Annotated in this window: 18 protein-coding genes; 4 read left to right on the forward strand and 14 right to left on the reverse strand. The window is 70.5% G+C overall.

The genetic code is table 11. The features are described from left to right. Window positions 1-2: 2 nt before the first annotated feature. The gene (locus G3576_RS09865; RefSeq protein ID WP_164694219.1) at window positions 3-968 is read right to left on the reverse strand and encodes a Bug family tripartite tricarboxylate transporter substrate binding protein; all 966 of its coding nucleotides are present in this window, start codon (window positions 966-968) and stop codon (window positions 3-5) included. Between the two features lie 164 nt (window positions 969-1132). On the opposite strand from G3576_RS09865, the gene G3576_RS09870 reads away from it, so the two are divergent. Both G3576_RS09870 and G3576_RS09875 read left to right on the forward strand, forming a co-directional pair. After that, complete coding sequence (locus G3576_RS09870) at window positions 1133-2128, forward strand: amidohydrolase family protein (RefSeq protein ID WP_164694220.1); 996 nt, start codon at window positions 1133-1135, stop codon at window positions 2126-2128. 4 nt (window positions 2129-2132) lie between these two features. Next, entirely contained in the window at window positions 2133-3218 is a 1086-nt protein-coding gene (locus G3576_RS09875; RefSeq protein WP_207622745.1) for an Ldh family oxidoreductase, read from the forward strand. A 60-nt stretch (window positions 3219-3278) separates the two neighbouring features. On the opposite strand, the gene G3576_RS09880 is transcribed toward G3576_RS09875, so the two are convergent. The 6 genes from G3576_RS09880 to hemP all read right to left on the reverse strand — a co-directional run bounded on the left by G3576_RS09880 (window position 3279) and on the right by hemP (window position 8989). After that, window positions 3279-4313, reverse strand: a complete 1035-nt coding sequence (locus G3576_RS09880) for an acyl-CoA dehydrogenase family protein (protein ID WP_164694221.1) — start codon at window positions 4311-4313, stop codon at window positions 3279-3281. Further along, a complete protein-coding gene (locus G3576_RS09885; RefSeq protein WP_164694222.1) occupies window positions 4310-5485 on the reverse strand; it encodes a CaiB/BaiF CoA transferase family protein in 1176 nt (391 codons plus the stop codon). The genes G3576_RS09880 and G3576_RS09885 overlap by 4 nt, the downstream gene beginning before the upstream one ends. Further along, a complete protein-coding gene (locus tag G3576_RS09890; RefSeq protein WP_164694223.1) occupies window positions 5482-6630 on the reverse strand; it encodes an acyl-CoA dehydrogenase family protein in 1149 nt (382 codons plus the stop codon). The genes G3576_RS09885 and G3576_RS09890 overlap by 4 nt, the downstream gene beginning before the upstream one ends. Before the next feature lie 50 nt (window positions 6631-6680). Beyond that, window positions 6681-7445 carry an SDR family NAD(P)-dependent oxidoreductase gene (locus G3576_RS09895; protein WP_164694224.1) on the reverse strand — a complete coding sequence of 255 codons (765 nt, stop codon included), beginning with the start codon at window positions 7443-7445 and terminating at the stop codon, window positions 6681-6683. Continuing rightward, window positions 7445-8752 carry a histidinol dehydrogenase gene (hisD, locus tag G3576_RS09900; protein WP_164694225.1) on the reverse strand — a complete coding sequence of 436 codons (1308 nt, stop codon included), beginning with the start codon at window positions 8750-8752 and terminating at the stop codon, window positions 7445-7447. Before hisD ends, G3576_RS09895 begins: the two co-directional genes overlap by 1 nt. A 75-nt stretch (window positions 8753-8827) precedes the next feature. Next, entirely contained in the window at window positions 8828-8989 is a 162-nt protein-coding gene (gene hemP / locus G3576_RS32535; protein ID WP_235951711.1) for a hemin uptake protein HemP, read from the reverse strand. A 103-nt stretch (window positions 8990-9092) separates the two neighbouring features. On the opposite strand from hemP, the gene G3576_RS09910 reads away from it, so the two are divergent. After that, window positions 9093-9419: an ArsR/SmtB family transcription factor gene (locus tag G3576_RS09910; RefSeq protein WP_164694226.1), complete on the forward strand. Its 327-nt coding sequence runs from the start codon at window positions 9093-9095 to the stop codon at window positions 9417-9419. A 2-nt stretch (window positions 9420-9421) separates the two neighbouring features. On the opposite strand, the gene G3576_RS09915 is transcribed toward G3576_RS09910, so the two are convergent. Both G3576_RS09915 and trxC read right to left on the reverse strand, forming a co-directional pair. Next, window positions 9422-9613, reverse strand: a complete 192-nt coding sequence (locus G3576_RS09915) for a YgaP family membrane protein (protein ID WP_164694227.1) — start codon at window positions 9611-9613, stop codon at window positions 9422-9424. 15 nt (window positions 9614-9628) lie between these two features. Beyond that, window positions 9629-10069 (reverse strand): thioredoxin TrxC, encoded by a 441-nt coding sequence (gene trxC, locus G3576_RS09920; protein ID WP_164694228.1) that lies wholly within the window; start codon window positions 10067-10069, stop codon window positions 9629-9631. Between the two features lie 83 nt (window positions 10070-10152). Between trxC and G3576_RS09925 the strand changes: the two genes are divergently transcribed. Next, entirely contained in the window at window positions 10153-10677 is a 525-nt protein-coding gene (locus G3576_RS09925; RefSeq protein ID WP_164694229.1) for a rhodanese-like domain-containing protein, read from the forward strand. Here the strand turns inward: G3576_RS09925 and G3576_RS09930 are convergent. Genes G3576_RS09930 through G3576_RS09950 form a run of 5 tightly spaced genes read right to left on the reverse strand, consistent with a single transcriptional unit; the run spans window position 10674 to window position 15345 of the window. Beyond that, window positions 10674-11999: an LLM class flavin-dependent oxidoreductase gene (locus tag G3576_RS09930; protein ID WP_164694230.1), complete on the reverse strand. Its 1326-nt coding sequence runs from the start codon at window positions 11997-11999 to the stop codon at window positions 10674-10676. The two genes, G3576_RS09925 and G3576_RS09930, sit on opposite strands and share 4 nt — an antisense overlap. Then, window positions 11992-12795 carry a MetQ/NlpA family ABC transporter substrate-binding protein gene (locus tag G3576_RS09935; protein WP_164694231.1) on the reverse strand — a complete coding sequence of 268 codons (804 nt, stop codon included), beginning with the start codon at window positions 12793-12795 and terminating at the stop codon, window positions 11992-11994. Before G3576_RS09935 ends, G3576_RS09930 begins: the two co-directional genes overlap by 8 nt. A gap of 11 nt (window positions 12796-12806) precedes the next feature. After that, on the reverse strand, window positions 12807-13610 hold the full coding sequence (locus G3576_RS09940) for a MetQ/NlpA family ABC transporter substrate-binding protein (protein ID WP_164694232.1): 804 nt from the start codon (window positions 13608-13610) through the stop codon (window positions 12807-12809). Window positions 13611-13627: 17 nt separating this feature from the next. Continuing rightward, entirely contained in the window at window positions 13628-14281 is a 654-nt protein-coding gene (locus G3576_RS09945; protein ID WP_164694496.1) for a methionine ABC transporter permease, read from the reverse strand. Window positions 14282-14286: 5 nt separating this feature from the next. Continuing rightward, on the reverse strand, window positions 14287-15345 hold the full coding sequence (locus tag G3576_RS09950; RefSeq protein ID WP_164694233.1) for a methionine ABC transporter ATP-binding protein: 1059 nt from the start codon (window positions 15343-15345) through the stop codon (window positions 14287-14289). Window positions 15346-15406 lie beyond the last annotated feature (61 nt).

A 15406-nucleotide genomic window follows, 5' to 3' on the forward strand; every position in this document is an offset into this window, starting at 1 on the left:
CCTCATTCCATGGTGATGTTGGCGCTGCGGATCAGCGTGCCCATGGTCGCGTGGTCGCTGGCCAGCGCGGCCGCGAAGGCCTCCGGCGTATTGCCCACGACCTCGTAGCCCAGCTGTTCCAGGCGGGAGCGCACGGGCGCATGGTTCACCGCCTCCCGCAGCGCGCCGTTGATGCGCGCCACCACCGGCGCGGGCGTGCCGGCCGGCGCCAGGAAGGCGCCCCAGGTGTGGAAGGTGAAGCCGGGCACGCTCTCGGCAATCGTCGGCGCGTCGGGGAAGGTGTCGATCCGCGCCGGCCCCGCGGTGCCGAGCAGCCGCAGCTGCCCGTCACGCACGAAGGCATTGGGCGTCGGCAGGCCGAAGAAGCCGACCGGCACCTGGCCGGCCGTCACCGCCGTCAGCGCCGGCGTCGCGCCGCGGTAGCTGATGTGGTTCATGCGCAGCCCCGTGGCCTGCAGGAACATCTCCATCGCCACATGCTGCGGGCTGCCCGCGCCGCCCGACGCATAGTCGATCTGCCCTGGCCTGGCGCGCGCGGCCTCGATCAGCGCGGGCACCGTGGTGGCGGCGAAGGAGGGATGCGCCACCAGCGCCCAGCGGATGCGCACGATCTGCCCGATCGGCGCGAAATCCTTCAGCGGGTCGTAGCCCGCCTGGGAATTCATGTTGGGCAGCATGGTCAGCACGGCGTCGTTCACGGCCAGCAGGGTCAGCCCGTCCGGCGCCGCCCGCGCGCCGGTGCGCATGCCGATCATGCCCGACGCGCCCGTCATGTTCTCGATCGCCAGTCGCTGGCCCAGCGTCTCCCCCATCCGCTCCGCCACGATGCGGACCACGACATCGACGGCACTGCCGGCGGCGAGCGGCATGATGACGCGGATCGGGCGATCCGTTTGACCAGCGGCGGTTTGGGCGGAAGCCGGCACGGCGAAAAGGGCAAGCAGGGCGGCCAGCAGCCAGCGGCGCATCGACGAATCCTCCCGAGGGGCCGCGGATCGATGCCGCTGGCCGTTCCGCCCAAGACAATGCGGCGCGCCGCCTCTGTCAAGCAATCCCGCATCTTGACCATTCCCCCAGCCGCCCTTCACTAGGCGGGAAGGCCGCCCGCGCGGGACGAGCCGGGGGGACCGCCATGACCGTGATCGACAGCCACACCCACATCCTGACGGAGGCGATGATCGCCGCCATCGCGAAGGAGGTCCCCTCCCTTGCGCCCAGGCTGACGCGGGTGGATGACGACAGCGCGGTGCTGGAAATCCTCGACGTGAAGCAGAACCCCTTCCCGCGCTCCGCCTGGGATTTGGAACGGCGCTTCGCGGAGATGGCGGCGCAGCGGGTCGACATGCATGTGGTCTGCAACATCCCGCACACCTTCCTCTATGAGGCCGATGGCGCGCTGGCCGATACCGTCAGCGAAATCCAGAACGAGGCCATCGGCGCGCTGGTCCGCGCCCATCCCACGCGCTTCATCGGCATGGCGACGGTCGCGATGCAGTCGCCGACGCGCGCCGCTGCCACGCTCGATCGCGCCGTCACCGCGCATGGGCTGCGCGGGCTGCATGTGGGCTCCAACGTCGCGGGCCGGAACCTGGATGACCCCGCGCTGGATCCGGTGTGGGAGGTGGCGGACCGCCACGGCCTCTTCGTGCTGGTCCACCCGCACAAGGTCGTCGCCGCGCAGCGCATGGGCAGCTACTACCTGACGAACCTGGTGGGCAACCCGCTGGAGACGACGATCGCCGCGGCCTCGCTGGTCTTCGGCGGCGTGATCGAGCGCCATCCGGATATCCGCTTCTGCCTCTCCCACGCCGGCGGCTTCACGCCGTTCCAGGCTGGGCGCTTCCGGCATGGCTGGAAGGTGCGGAAGGAGCCGCATGTGCGGCTGAAGGGCGACCCGGCGGAGAGCCTGGCGCGCTTCGTCTATGACAGCATCACCCACGCCCCGGGCCCGCTGCGCTTCCTGCTGGAGGAAGTGGGCGCGGATCGCATCGTCTTCGGCACCGACTACCCCTTCGACATGGGCACGACGCGCGGCGTGGAGGAGATCGAGGAAGCGATCCCCGACGCGGCCGTGCGCGCGAAGCTGCTGGAAGGCAATGCCCGCCGCTTCTTCGGGCTGGAGGGCTGAGACGATGGCGATCGAGGACACCCTGGCCGCGACGCTGCCGCGCCATCGCGCGGAGGCGATGATCGGCTTCGTCGCCGATGTCTTCCGGCATGAAGGCTTCTCCGACGCCCATGCGCGCCGCGCCGGCGAGCTGATGGTGGAGGCTGACCTGACCGGCGCCGACAGCCACGGCATCTTCCGCTTGCCGCAATATGTCCGCCGCCTGCGGGCCGGTGGCTCCAACCCGCGCCCCGCCATCACCGTGAAGCGCCTGGCGCCGGCGGTGGCGATGGTGGAGGGCGACAACGGCCTCGGCCATCTGGTGATGTCGCAGGCGGGCGAGACGGCGGTGGAGATCGCGAAGGAGGCCGGCGTCGCCTGGGTCGGCGCGCGTCGGTCCAACCATGCGGGCAGCGGCGCGGTGCATGCCTGCCTGCCGCTGCCGGCCGGCATGATCGGCATCTACACCGTCGTGGCCAGCGCCAACCACATGGCGCCCTGGGGCGGCACTGACAGCCTGCTCGGCACCAACCCGCTCGCCATCGCCATCCCGATGGGGGATGCCGATCCGGTGGTGCTGGACATGGCGACCACCGTCGTCTCCTACGGCACGGTGAAGGGCCATGCGTTGCTGGGCACGCCGATGCCGGAAGGCTGGATGGTGGATGCGAAGACCGGCGAGCCGCTGACCGATCCGAAGCGCAGCAAGGACGGCATCCTGCTGCCCATCGGCGGCTACAAGGGCAGCGGGCTCGCGCTGATGCTCGGCCTGCTCGCCGGCCCGCTGAACCGCGCGGCCTTCGGGCGGGACGTGGTGGATTTCAACGCGGATGACCGTACGGTGACGGAGACGGGGCACGTCCTCATCGCCCTCGATGTCGCGCGGTTCCTGGACCCCAAGGCCTTCCAGGCGGAGGTGACGCGCCACCTCGAGGATCTCCGCAACTCCGCCCGCCTGCCCGGCGTGGAACGCATCCGCCTGCCCGGCGAGATGCGCGCCACCCGACGTCGCGAACGCGCCGCGCAGGGCGTGCCGCTGCCCGCGCCGCTGATGGCGCAGCTGGACCGGCTGGCCGAGGAATGCGGCGTGACGAAGCTCGGCGAGCGTTGACGACGACTCCCTCCCCCGCGCTTGCGGGGGAGGGTTGGGGTGGGGGTCGGCGCAACCGACCTAATCCTCCTCCGCCATCTCCGCCACGAAGCGCCGGCGGTGCAGCTGCGCGGAGCCGAAGGCATTGGCCAGCACCATCGCCTTCCGCACGAAGAGGCCGACATCGTATTCGTCGGTATAGCCGATGGCGCCATGCAGCTGCACGGCGCTGCGCGTCACCAGCATCGAGGCCTCCGCCGCGCGCGCCTTGGCGCGGCTGACCACGGCGCGGCGTTGCGGCACGGTGGCGCCGGCATCCAGCACCGCCGCCGCATCCTCCACGCTCGCCCGCGTCAGCGTGATCTGGAGTTGCAGATCGACCGCGCGGTGCTGCAGGGCCTGGAAGCTGCCGATGGCCTTGCCGAACTGGCGGCGCGTGCGGAGGTAGTCGAGCGTCATGGCGAAGCTCTGCTCCATCACGCCGAGCAGATAGCCCGCCGTCGCCAGCGCGGCCTCATCCAGCGCCTGGTCCATCGCCGCCGCGACGTCATCGGCGATCCGCCGCGCGCCCGTCAGCGCCGGACGCAGCGTCGCGACATGGCCGCCATCCTGCATCATCTGCACGTCGAGCGGCAGCGCCGAGGCTTCATACAGCGCAAGCCCCGATGCCTCCCGCACTGGCAGCAGCACCCGCGCTGCGCCGCGCGCCATCGGCACGAAGACGCGCGCCGCAGCCGGCGTGCCCGGCGCCACCAGCCGGTCCGCCGCTTCCTGCCAGGCGGTGACGACATACTCCTCCGGCGGCGTTTCGCCGGCCGCCGCCAGCAGCGTGGCGGAGAGCGCGCCGGGGATCAGCGGTTCCGGCACCAGCCCGCGGCCCAGCGCCTCTGTCAGCGCCACATATTCCGCCATGCCGAGACCCGCGCCGCCGGCATCCTCGGGCACGCGCAGCGCCAGCCAGCCCATCGCGGCCATCTCCGCGAAGGTCGCGGCATCGAAGCCCGCTTCCGTGAAGCGCAAATCGCGGATGCGGCGGAAATCGCCGGGCACCACGGCGGCCGCGCTGTCGCGCACCAGGCGGATGCTTTCCTGCCGCTCGGCGTAGCTGTCGCTCATGCATCCTCTCCCAGCCAGTCGCGCAGCACCTCATCCGTGTGTTCGCCGAGGCGTGGCGGCGGCCGCCGGTAATCGACCGGCGTGTCGGAGAAGTTCACGGGGTTGGCGATCATCGGCAGCGCGTTGCCATCCTGCCCCGGCAGCTGCCGGAACATGCGCCGGTGCTTCACCTGCGGATCCTCTGCCACCGCGCCGAAATCATTGATGGGGCCGGAGGCGACGCCGACCTCGTTCAGCGCATCCATCCATTCGCGCGCGGTCTTCGCCATCAGCGCCGCCTGCAAGGCCGGCAGCAGCGTCGGCTTGTTCGCCATGCGCGCGCGGTTGGTCGTGTAGCGTTCATCGGCGGGCAGGTCCGGCAGCCCCAGCACGCGGCAGAAGGCCGCGAATTGCTTGTCGTTGCCGATGGCCACCATCAGCGGGCGGTCCGCCGTCTCGAAGGCCTGCCAGGGCGTGTTGATCTGGCTCGCCGCGCCGGCCCGCACCGGCATGCGGCCGGAGACGAGGTGGTTCATCGCGATGTGCGAATGCGCCGCGATCTGCGCATCCAGCAGCGCGAGGTCGATATGCTGCCCCTTGCCGCTGACGGTGTCTCGGTGGTGCAGCGCGGCCAGGATCGCGATGGTCGCGTAGAACCCCGCATTGATGTCGGAGACGCTGTAGCCCACCAGGTTCGGCCCCGCGCCCGGCTGCCCATCCGGCACGCCGGTGATGCTCATCAGCCCGCTCATCGCCTGGAAGACGGGATCGTAGCCCGGCAGCGGCGCGTAAGGGCCATCCTGCCCGAAGCCGGTGATGGAGCAGTAGACCAGGCGCGGGTTCAGCGCGGACAGGCTCGCATAGTCCAGCCCGTATTTTGCCAGGCCGCCGGCCTTGAAGTTCTCGATGAACACGTCGGATTTCGCGACCAGCGCGCGCAGCGTCGCCTGTCCCTCTGGCTTGCCGATGTCGAGGGTGATGGCGCGCTTGTTGCGGTTCACCGCCTGGAAGGAGGAGGTCTCGCCCCCGCCATCCGCGTTGCGGAACCCCATGCGGCGCACATCGTCGCCCGTGCCGGGCTGTTCCACCTTCACGACATCGGCACCGAAATCGCCGAGGATCTGGGCGCACCAGGGGCCGGCGAAGACCCGCGTCATGTCCAGCACGCGGAGGCGGGGAAGGGGGCCGCTCATGCCGGCAGCTCCAGCAGGCCGCGCGCGAGCACGTTGCGCAGGATCTCCGAGGATCCGCCGAAGATGGTGGAGGGCCGCGCGATCAGGAACTGCCCCGCCGGATGCAGCGCCGCGCCCGGCATCGGGTCAAGCAGCCCCGCATGGTCGCCCGCCAGCTCCAGCATCGCATCGGTGATGCGCTGGAACAGCTCCGTCGCCACCAGCTTCAGCATGGAAGGCTCGGCGCCCAGCGTCTCGCCCCGCTTCAGCGCCGCCGCACAGCGTTCGTACAGCGCCTTGAGGTCCGCGAGTTCCAGCCGGAAGCGCGCATGCATCTCCAGGAAGGCGGGATCATCGGCGCGGCCCATGCTCTCCGCCAGGCGCTTCATCGCGGCGAGCGCATTGGCCGAAAGCCGCGGGCTGCCGATGGCGATGCGCTCGAAGCCCAGCAACGCCTTGGCATAGGTCCAGCCCTTGTTGACCTCGCCGACCAGCATGTCCTTCGGCACGCGGACATTGTCGAAGAAGACCTCGCAGAACTCGTCATGCTGGTCGAGGTTCAGGATGGGCCGGATGGTGATGCCTGGCGTCGCGGTCGGCATCAGCAGGAAGCTGATTCCCTCCTGCTTCTTCGCCGCCTTGTCGGTGCGGGCGAGGACGAAGATCCAGTTGGCGTCATTGGCGAAGGTGATCCAGGTCTTCTGCCCGTTCAGCACCCAGTCATCGCCATCCAGCACCGCCTCCAGCCGCAGCGCCGCCAGGTCCGACCCCGCATCGGGTTCCGAATAGCCCTGCGCCCAGATGTCCTCGCCCGAGAGGATGCGCGGTAGGAAGCGGCGCTTCTGTTCCTCGCTGCCATGCTTCAGCAGCAGCGGGCCGAGCATGAGCACGCCCATGTCGCTGACGCGCGGGCAGCCATGGCGCTCGAACTCCTCGATCATGATGAGCTGCCGCGCCGCGCCCAGCCCCATGCCGCCGTAGTCCCGCGGCCAGGCCGGCGCCAGCCAGCCCTGCCGCGACAGTGCGAGGTACCAGGGCCGGTTCTCGTGCCAATGCAGGCGCCGGCGGGGGAAGCGGAGGTCCTCCGGCGTATTCGCCTCCACCCATTCCCGCACATGCAGGCGGAAGGCGGCATCATCCAGCGCGTCGAGCTCGTCGAGCGTCATACCGCGTTCCTCCGGGTCTTAGGTCACTTATGTGACCTTTAAGCCCCGGTTCAGCCCGCCGTCCAGCCCCCATCCACCAGCAGCGACGACCCCGTCATCAGCCCGGCCGCGTCGCCGGCCAGGAACAGGATCGCGCCCATCAGATCCTCCACCTGGCCGAGCCGGCCGAGCTTGATCTTCTGCAGCACGCTCGCCTTGAAGCCCTCATCCTGCAGGAAGGGCCGCGTCATCGGCGTCTCGATGAAGGTGGGGCAGAGCGTGTTGACGCGGATGCCATGGGGCGCGAGGTCGATCGCCATGGCGCGGGCGATGCCCTCCATCGCCCATTTGGAGGCGCAATAGACGCTGCGCCGCGCCCCGCCGACATGCCCCATCTGGGAGGAGACATGGATGATGGAGCCCGGGATGCCGGCCTCGATCATCCGCTTCGCGACGGCCTGCGCCACGAAGAAGGCGGCGCGGACATTCAGGTTCATCACCGCGTCGAAGTCGCCGGGCGTGACGTCCGGGAAGGGCGCGGGGCGGTTGGTGCCCGCATTGTTCACCAGCACATGGAAGGGCCCGGCCTTGGCGATCTTGGCGCCGGCATCGTCGATGTCGCTGACATCCATCGCCAGCGCCTCCGCCGATCCGCCCTGCGCGCGGATCGCCTCGGCCGCCTGCCCGATCTCCTCGGCGGAGCGCGCGGCCAGCACGACATGCGCCCCCGCCTCCGCCAGGGCGGAGGCCGCGGCGAGGCCGATGCCGCGCCCCGCGCCCGTCACCAGCGCGCGGCGCCCGTCCAGGCGGAAGGACGGCGTGCGGGGAAGCTCCATCACTCCGCCGCCTGCCCATAGGGCACGTTCCGCCCGCCATAGCGCCGCAGCCGGATATTCGCCTGCTCCGCATGGCCGACGAACCCCTCCAGCATGCAGAGGCGGGAGCAGTAGGCGCCGACCATGGCGCTCGCCTCATCCGTCAGCACGCGCTGGTAGGTCACCGTCTTGAGGAACTTGCCGACCCAGAGCCCACCCGTGTAGCGCGCGGCACCCAGCGTCGGCAGCGTGTGGTTGGTGCCGATCACCTTGTCGCCGTAGGAGACGTTGGTGCGCGGGCCGAGGAACAGCGCGCCGTAGTTGGTCATGTTCTTCAGGAAGAAGTCGTCGTCGCTGGTCATGACCTGCACGTGTTCGGAGGCGATGCGATCGGCCTCCCGCAGCATCTCCGCCTTGTCCTCGCAGAGGATCACCTCGCCGTAATCGGCCCAGGCCTTGGCGGCGATGGCGGCGGTCGGCAGCACGGTCAGCAGGCGCTCCACCTCCCGCATCGTGTCGCGGGCGAGCTTCTCGGAATCCGTCAGCAGGATGGCCGGGCTGGTCGGGCCGTGCTCCGCCTGGCCGAGCAGGTCGGTGGCGCAAAGCTCGCCATCCACCGTGTCGTCCGCGATCACGAGCGTCTCCGTCGGGCCCGCGAACAGATCGATGCCGACGCGGCCGAACAACTGCCGCTTGGCCTCCGCGACATAGGCATTGCCGGGGCCGACCAGCATGTCCACCGGCGCGATGCTCTCCGTGCCCAGCGCCATGGCGCCCACGGCCTGCACGCCGCCCAGCACGCGGATCTCATCGGCGCCGGCCAGGTGCTGCGCCGCCACGATCGCCGGCGCCGGCTTGCCGTTGTAGGGCGGCGCGCAGGTGGCGATGCGCGGCACGCCCGCCACCTTCGCGGTCACCACGGACATGTGGGCCGAGGCCAGCAGCGGATACTTGCCGCCCGGCACGTAGCAGCCGACGGAGTTCACGGGCAGGTTGCGATGGCCGAGCACCACGCCCGGCAGCGTCTCGACCTCGACGTCCTTCATCGACTCGCGCTGGTGCTGCGCGAAGTTGCGCACCTGCTCCTGCGCGAAGCGGATATCGTCCAGCGCGCGTGCCGGCAGCTCGGACAGGCAGGCGCGGATCTCGGCGTCCGTCAGGCGGAAATCGCTGCGGTCCCAGCCATCGAACTTCGCCGACATCTCCCGCACCGCGACGTCGCCGCGCTTCGCGATGTCGGCCAGCAGCGACTCCACGGTCGCGCGCACCTGCGCCTGGGCGGCTTCCTTGTCATCCGCCGCGATCGAACGCTTCAGCCATTGCGCCATTGCCGGTGTCCCCGCCTTTCCTGGTGGCGGGAAGGTGCCGCGCCGGGCGGGGGGCGGCAATCCTCCGGCGGCCGCCTATTTCGTCAGGATCAGCTTGTCCTTGCTGGTCAGGCGCAGGCGATAGACCTCCGCCCCATGCAGGATCGTGGCCTCCCGCCCGCCCTGGAGGAGTTCCTCGCTGGTCACGGTGGGCGCCGCGGCCGGGGCAGGCTCAGGAGGAACGGGTGTCTCGGTCACGATGCAGGTCCCAACTCTGTTGGAGCGAGTATGACGCAAATGAGAAGCACTCGCAACAAGGTCGCTTGATTGATCGCCGCAACCGGCACACATGACCCCCGTGATGCCCGATACCCTCACGCCGCCTGGCGCCGCCCTGATGCAGGAACGTGCCGCGGAAGCGGCCGCCCTGCTGCGCCTGCTCGGCAATGAACGGCGCCTGCTGCTGCTGTGCCAGCTTCTGGTGGAAGGGGAGGCCAGCGTCGGCAGCCTGGCCGCCCATGTCGGCCTATCCCAGCCTGCACTCTCCCAGCACCTGGCGAAGCTGCGGGATGACGGGCTGGTGGCGACGCGCCGCAGCGGCACCACCATCCATTACCGCATCGCCGATCCACGCGTCGCCGCGCTGATCGGCACCTTGAAGGACCTGTTCTGCGGCGACGTGGCCTGACCTCAGCCAGCCCGGCGGCAGGTGTTGACCCCGATGAGGGGATAGAGCGGACAGAACCCCGCCAGCGCCGTGCCGATCGGCACGAGCCCGACCAGCCCCCACCAGCCCAACGGCCCGAAGGCGCCGAGTGCCAGAAGCAGGGCGCCCGCCACCAGGCGCAGCACGCGATCGATACCGCCGACATTGCGGGTCATGGAGAAGGCTCCTTGCTAGCGGGCCTGGTGACTCCGGGCCCAGGTGACGATCTGCCGGGCCGGGAGCGCCCCGGCCTGGCGCGCGACCTCCCGCCCGTCGCGGAACAGCGCCAGGGTCGGGATGCTCGTGATCCGCAGCTGCGCGGCCAGCGCCGGCGCCTCCTCCGTGGAGACCTTCACCAGCCGCATCGCCGGCTCCAGCTCCGCCGCCGCGGCCTCGAAAGCCGGGGCCATGGCGCGGCACGGACCGCACCAGGAGGCCCAGAAATCCACCAGCAGCGGGATGGAGGACAGGCGCAGGTGCCGCTGGAAGCCCGCCTCGTCCAGCGCCAGCGGCTTGCCGGTGAAGAGGGGCTGGTGGCAGGCGCCGCAGCGGGGGGTCTCCGCCAGTCGCGCCGCCGGCACGCGGTTGGCCGCGGCGCAGTGGGGACAGGGGAGGGTGAGGGAGTCGCTCATCGGGGTCTTCCCTTTATATAAGGAACCACTAAGTTAGTGAAGACTGATATAGTAACCTCGTCACGCTACCCAAGGAGGGTGCCATGTCCCTGCCCCTGATCGATGCCGCCGAAGCCGCCGCCCTGCTCCGCGACGGCCGCGCCACGCTGGTGGATGTGCGGGAGGCCGATGAACGCGCGCGCGCCCATGTGCCGGGCTCCGCCCATTGGCCGCTTTCGCGGCTGGATCAGTCACCGGTCCCCACCGCCGAGGTGCTGATCTTCCACTGCGCCTCCGGCGCCCGGACCACCCAGAATGCCGCGGCGCTGGCCGCCAGGGCCGGGGTCTGCGACGCCTTCGCCGTCAAGGGTGGCCTGGCCGCGCTGCGGGCCGCCGGCGTCGCGGTGGCGGAGGATCGCCGCGCGCCGCTCCCGCTGATGCGCCAGGTGCAGATCGTCGCGGGCAGCCTGGCGCTGCTGGGCGCCGTGCTGGCGGCGACGGTGCATCCCGGCTTCATCGCCCTGTCCGGCCTCGTCGGCGCGGGGCTAGCGATGGCCGGCATCACCGGCTTCTGCCCGATGGCGAATGCGCTGGCGGCGATGCCCTGGAACCGCCGCGCGGCGGCCTAGCCCGGGAAGAAGCGGTTCGCCGGCCGTTCCAGGCCGAGGTGATCGCGCAGCGTCGTGCCTTCGTACTCCGTACGGAACAGGCCGCGGCGCTGCAGCTCCGGCACCACCTTGTCGCAGAATTCCTCGAGGCCCGCGGGCACGAAGGGGAACATCACGTTGAAGCCGTCGCAGCCGCGGCTCTCCAGCCAATGCTGCATCTCATCCGCGATGGTCGCCGCCGTGCCGACCAGCGCCAGCCCGCCATAGCCGCCCAGCCGCTGCGCGAGTTGGCGCACCGTCAGCTTCTCCCGCCGTGCCATGGCGATGGCGCGCTCGCGCCCGGATTTGCCCCCCTCGGTTTCCGGAATCTCCGGCAGCGGGCCGTCCAGGTCGAATTGCCGCGCATCGACGCCGAGCGCCACCGACAGCGATCCGATCGCGCTGTCGAGATGCACGAGGCTGTCGAGGTGCCGGTGCTTGGCGCGCGCCTCCTCCACCGTGTCGCCCACGATGACCAACGCGCCGGGCAGGATCTTGATCCGGTCGGGATCGCGGCCATGGGCGGCGGCCCGCGCCTTCACATCGGCGTAGTAGGCCTGCGCATCCTCGAGCCTGCCGCCCGCCGCGAAGACCATCTCCGCCGTCTCGGCGGCGATCTGCCGCCCGGCGTCGGAAGCGCCGGCCTGCACGATCACTGGCCAGCCCTGCACCGGCCGCGCGACGTTGAGCGGCCCGCGCACCGACAGCTCCGGCCCCTTGTGGTCCAGCACATGCATCCGCGCGGGGTCCCAGAAGATGCCGCTCTCCTGGTCGCGGATGAAGGCGTCGTCGGCGAAGCTGTCCCAGAGGCCGGTGACGACGTCGTAGAATTCCCGCGCGCGCTTGTAGCGCTCCCCATGCGCCATGTGGGCGTCATGGCCGAAATTCAGCGCGGCATCGGGGTTGGCGGTGGTCACCAGGTTCCACCCCGCGCGGCCATTGCTGATATGGTCCAGCGAGGCGAATTTCCGGGCGACGTGATAGGCATCGTTGTAGGTGGTGGAGGCCGTGGCGATCAGCCCGATGCGCTCCGTCACCGCGGCCAGCGCGGGCAGCAGGGTCAGCGGGTCGAAGCTGGTCACGGTATGGCTGCGGCGCAGCGCCTCGATCGGCATGTTCAGCAGCGCCAGGTGGTCCGCCATGAAGAAGGCGTCGAACTTCGCCGCCTCCAGCCGCTGGATGAGATACTTCAGGCGCGGGAAGCTGAAATTCGCATCCGCCCAGGCGCCGGGGTAGCGCCAGGCGCCGGTGTGGATGCTGACCGGGCGCATGAAGGCGCCCAGATGGAGCTTCCTGTCACGCACCGGAAATCACCGCGCCGCCGAAGGTGCTTTCCACGAAGGCCTTCACCTCGGGATGCGCATAGCCCTGCGCCAGGCGTCGCGCCCAGGGGCGTTCGGCATCGGCGCGGCGTACCACGACCAGCACGGTGTAGACGCTCTGCTCCGTCTCCCGCGCCAGCGCGTCGCGCAGCGGGTTGAGCCCGGCGGGAACGGCGAAGTTGCCGGTGATGGCGGCGGCGTCCACATCCTCCAGCGCGCGGACGATGGACGCCGCCTCCAGCTCCACGATGCGGATGCGCTTCGGGTTCTCCGTGATGTCGGCGATGGTCGCGCGGTGGTCGGCACCGGCGCGCAGCCTGAAGACGCCGGCTTCCGACAGCAGCAGCAGCGCGCGGCCGCCATTGGTCGGGTCGTTCGGGATGGCGATGCGCGCGCCCTGGGGCAGCGCCGTCAGGTCGCGGTGGCGGCGGGAGAAGACGCCCATCAGCGTCAGCACCGTCTTGCCGACCGGCACGAAATCATAGCCGCGCTGCGCGCGCTGCGCCTCCAGGAAGGGCAGGTGCTGGTAGGCATTGGCATCGAGGTCGCCGGCCGCCAGCGCCGCATTGGGCTGGATGAAGTCGCCGAACTCGATGCCGCGCGTCACGAAGCCGTCCCGCGCCAGGACCTCACGCACCTTCTCGAAGGTCTGGCCATGGACGCCCTGGGTGACGCCGACGCGCAGCGGCCGCGCCGCCGTGCCCAGTTCCGGCGCCTGCGCGACGGCAAGGCCCGGCAGCAGCAGGGCAGGAAGGGTGAGTACGGCGCGACGCTGCATGATGCTTCTCCTCAGAAGGCGGGGACGACCGCGCCCTGGAACGTCGTCTGCACGAAGTCCTTCACCTCCTGCGTCTGGTAGGCGGAGACGAGGCGCCGCACCCAGGCGGCCTGCGCATCCACCTGGCGCACGGCGATGAGGTTGGCGTAGGGGCTTTCGCTGGATTCCAGCGCAATCGCATCCCGCACCGGGTTCAGCCCCGCGGGGATGGCGAAGTTGGTGTTGATGGTGGCGGCCTCCACCTCATCCAGCACGCGCGGCAGCTGCGCCGCTTCCAGCTCCACCACGCGGATGCGGCGGGGGTTCTCCGTGATGTCGGCGATGGTGGCGCGGAAATCGGCGCCGTCGCGCAGCTTGAAGACGTTGTTGCGCGCCAGCAGCACCAGCGCGCGGCCGCCATTGGTCGGGTCGTTCGGGATGGCGACGCGCCCGCCGGCCGGGATCGCCTCCGCGCTGCGATGGCGGCGGCTGTAGAGGCCCATCGGGAAGATCATCGTCTTGCCCGCGGCCACGATCGCCAGGCGGCGGTCGCGCACCTGCTGGTCCAGGAAGGGCTGGTGCTGGTAGCTGTTCGCATCCAGGTCGCCCGCGGCCAGCGCGACGTTGGGCTGGATGTAGTCCTGGAACTCGACGATGCGGATCTGCAGGCCGTCGCGCGCCGCGATCTCCCGCACCTTCTCCATCACCTGGGCATGCGGCCCGGCGGTGACGCCGATGCGCAGCGGCCGCTGCGCGCTGCCGATATCCTGGGCCTGTACGGCAGTGGCGAAGGGCAGCGCGGCGCCAGCCAGGGCCAGGGTGCGACGAGTGATCATGGCGTGTTCCTTCTTGTTCACCGGTGCGACAGTCGCCGGACCAGCCAGTCCCCCAGCGATTGCAGGGCCTGGACGAAGACGATGAGGATGACGACGACCGTCGCCATCACCTCCGGCATGAAGCGTTGGTAGCCGAACCGGATGCCGAGGTCACCGAGCCCGCCGCCGCCCACCGCGCCCGCCATGGCGGAAAAGCCGACCAGCGAGACCAGCGCCACGGTCGTCGCGGCCACCAGCCCCGGCAGCGCTTCCGGCACCAGCACCTTGGCGACAATCTGCATCCGCGTGGCGCCCATCGCACGCGCCGCCTCGATCACGCCGGGGTCCACTTCCCGCAGCGCATTCTCGAACAGCCGCGCCAGGAAGGCGGTGGCGGCGATGGCCAGCGGCACGATGGCCGCACCGGTGCCGATGGAGGTGCCGGCGACCAGCCGCGTGAAGGGCACGATCGCCACCATCAGGATGATGAAGGGCGTGGAGCGCGTGGCATTCACCACCAGGCCGAGCGGCCGGTTCAGCCAGGCATTCGGCGCCAGGCCGCCCGGCGCCGTCGCATGCAGCAGCAGCGCGATGGGCAGGCCGATCAGAACGGCGATGGCGGCGGAAGCGCCCACCATCAGCGCCGTGTCCCACAGCGCCTCGATCAGCAGGTCCTGCAGGGCAGGGGACAGCCAGCTCATGGCGCGATCTCCGTCACCGTCAGTCCCAGGGACCGCATCCAGGCAAAGGCGGCATCGATGGCGGGATCGGGGCCATAGGCCGCCAGCGCCATGACGCCGAAGGGCTCGCCGGCGATGTCGTCCACGCGGCCGGAGACGATGTTGATGTCGAGCCCGTAGTCGCGGCTCGCCTCGCTCACCACCGCGCGCGTCGAGTTCGGCCCGGTGAAGACCACCTGCGCCAGGCGGCGCTTCTCTCCCGCGCGTGGCAGCGGCAGGCGAGAGAGCGTGCTGGCCGGCACGCCATGGCCGATCACCTCCGCCACGAAGCTGCGCGTGGTCGGGTGTTCCGGCCGCGTGAAGACGGAGAAGACGGGCCCTTCCTCGATCACGCGCCCCGCTTCCATCACCGCGACGCGGTCGCAGATCGCCTTCACGACGGCCATCTCATGGGTGATCAGCAGCACCGTCAGGTCGAGCCTGGCCCGCAAGTCGCGGATCAGCGCCAGGATCTCCCGCGTCGTCTCGGGATCCAGCGCGCTGGTCGCCTCGTCGCAGAGCAGGATGCGGGGGCGGGAGGCCAGCGCGCGGGCGATGCCGACGCGCTGCTTCTGCCCGCCGGAGAGTTGCGCGGGATAGGCATCCCGCTTCCCCTCCAGCCCCACCAGGGGCAGGATTTCCGCGACGCGCGCGCGGCGTTCGGCGGCGGGCAGGCCGGCCACTTCCAGCGGGAAGGCCACGTTCTCCGCGACGGTGCGCCGGCTGTGCAGGTTGAAGTGCTGGAACACCATGCCGATGCCCCGCCGCGCCGCGCGCAGCCCGGCATCGTCCAGCGCCAGCAGGTCCTGCCCCAGCACGGTCACGCCGCCGCTATCCGGGCGCTCCAGCAGGTTCACGCTGCGGATGAGCGTGGATTTGCCCGCGCCCGACCGGCCGACGATCCCGAAGACCTCGCCTTCCCGCACGCTGATGGAAACGTCGTCCAGCGCCAGCGTATTGCCGCGGGCGAAGCGCTTGCTCAGGCGATCCAGGGAGATCGCGACAGGGGAGGGGGTATCCGGCATGGCGTCGGCCATGTGGCGCGGTGGCGCCTCAGGGGCAACCCTCGCCGCAAGCAACTCTGCCATCGTGTCGGTG

The sequence above is a fragment of the Falsiroseomonas algicola genome (assembly GCF_011040385.1).
Lineage (GTDB): Bacteria > Pseudomonadota > Alphaproteobacteria > Acetobacterales > Acetobacteraceae > Falsiroseomonas > Falsiroseomonas algicola.

Bases quoted from the DNA above. Each gene is read 5' to 3' on its own strand.
- G3576_RS09875 (WP_207622745.1), top strand. From the start codon at position 2,133: ATGGCGATCGAGGACACCCTGGCCGCGACGCTGCCGCGCCATCGCGCG.
- hisD (WP_164694225.1), bottom strand. From the start codon at position 8,752: ATGGCGCAATGGCTGAAGCGTTCGATCGCGGCGGATGACAAGGAAGCC.
- G3576_RS09940 (WP_164694232.1), bottom strand. From the start codon at position 13,610: ATGATCACTCGTCGCACCCTGGCCCTGGCTGGCGCCGCGCTGCCCTTC.
- G3576_RS09865 (WP_164694219.1), bottom strand. From the start codon at position 968: ATGCGCCGCTGGCTGCTGGCCGCCCTGCTTGCCCTTTTCGCCGTGCCG.
- G3576_RS09870 (WP_164694220.1), top strand. From the start codon at position 1,133: ATGACCGTGATCGACAGCCACACCCACATCCTGACGGAGGCGATGATC.
- G3576_RS09925 (WP_164694229.1), top strand. From the start codon at position 10,153: ATGTCCCTGCCCCTGATCGATGCCGCCGAAGCCGCCGCCCTGCTCCGC.
- trxC (WP_164694228.1), bottom strand. From the start codon at position 10,069: ATGAGCGACTCCCTCACCCTCCCCTGTCCCCACTGCGCCGCGGCCAAC.
- G3576_RS09915 (WP_164694227.1), bottom strand. From the start codon at position 9,613: ATGACCCGCAATGTCGGCGGTATCGATCGCGTGCTGCGCCTGGTGGCG.
- G3576_RS09885 (WP_164694222.1), bottom strand. From the start codon at position 5,485: ATGAGCGGCCCCCTTCCCCGCCTCCGCGTGCTGGACATGACGCGGGTC.
- G3576_RS09910 (WP_164694226.1), top strand. From the start codon at position 9,093: ATGCCCGATACCCTCACGCCGCCTGGCGCCGCCCTGATGCAGGAACGT.
- G3576_RS09880 (WP_164694221.1), bottom strand. From the start codon at position 4,313: ATGAGCGACAGCTACGCCGAGCGGCAGGAAAGCATCCGCCTGGTGCGC.
- G3576_RS09935 (WP_164694231.1), bottom strand. From the start codon at position 12,795: ATGCAGCGTCGCGCCGTACTCACCCTTCCTGCCCTGCTGCTGCCGGGC.
- G3576_RS09950 (WP_164694233.1), bottom strand. From the start codon at position 15,345: ATGGCCGACGCCATGCCGGATACCCCCTCCCCTGTCGCGATCTCCCTG.
- G3576_RS09890 (WP_164694223.1), bottom strand. From the start codon at position 6,630: ATGACGCTCGACGAGCTCGACGCGCTGGATGATGCCGCCTTCCGCCTG.
- G3576_RS09895 (WP_164694224.1), bottom strand. From the start codon at position 7,445: ATGGAGCTTCCCCGCACGCCGTCCTTCCGCCTGGACGGGCGCCGCGCG.